Below are 560 nucleotides of genomic sequence, written 5' to 3' on the forward strand. Positions count from 1 at the left end.
ATGAGTTTCCACCGAGTGGCCCATGGCTGCCGCGACCACCTTGGGCGGAAGCTCACAGATGATGTGGGCGCGGTGGGCGTACCCATGGCGGCAGGAGTAAAGCACAAGCTTCTCGCCTTTCTCTTCATATTCCCGTCGTAACTGCTGCCAGAGAGATCGGCGCCGCATGTAGGTGCCAAGGTCCTCAGCGCCATGTCCTGGTCGCATCGGCGGCATGCGGTCAGGTCGAAATGCTTTCTCAAGCTGCCATGCTTGAGCCCAGTCATCGCATGGCAGCAGTCGCAGAACCCTTGATCGGGTGCGACCTCGGCTGGAAACCTTCTGGTAGCTCGTCCAGAATTGGCCGCTCCGAATCTCTAGGTGTTGCAGTTCTTCCGGCCGGAGCCCGTATGCCGCCATCAACTGAAATGCCAGTCGCCAGCGAAGGTCAGGGATAGCCTCGACTAGACCAAGAACATGAGCGACATCGATAGGTGTGGTAACGCCTCGTTCATCACGCTTCCGACCAACATAGATAGAAAGGTCAAGGGGAGGTGACCAGGATGACGGCAGGCGTTCCG

1 pseudogene is annotated in these 560 nt (G+C 58.6%); it reads right to left on the reverse strand.

Annotation, left to right across the window (positions count from 1 at the left end):
* Positions 1–207, reverse strand: a pseudogene (locus AC01FP_RS18880) (hypothetical protein); the annotation flags it as partial.
* Between the last annotated feature and the right edge of the window lie 353 nt (positions 208–560).

The organism is Cyanobium sp. NIVA-CYA 375 (assembly GCF_056108345.1).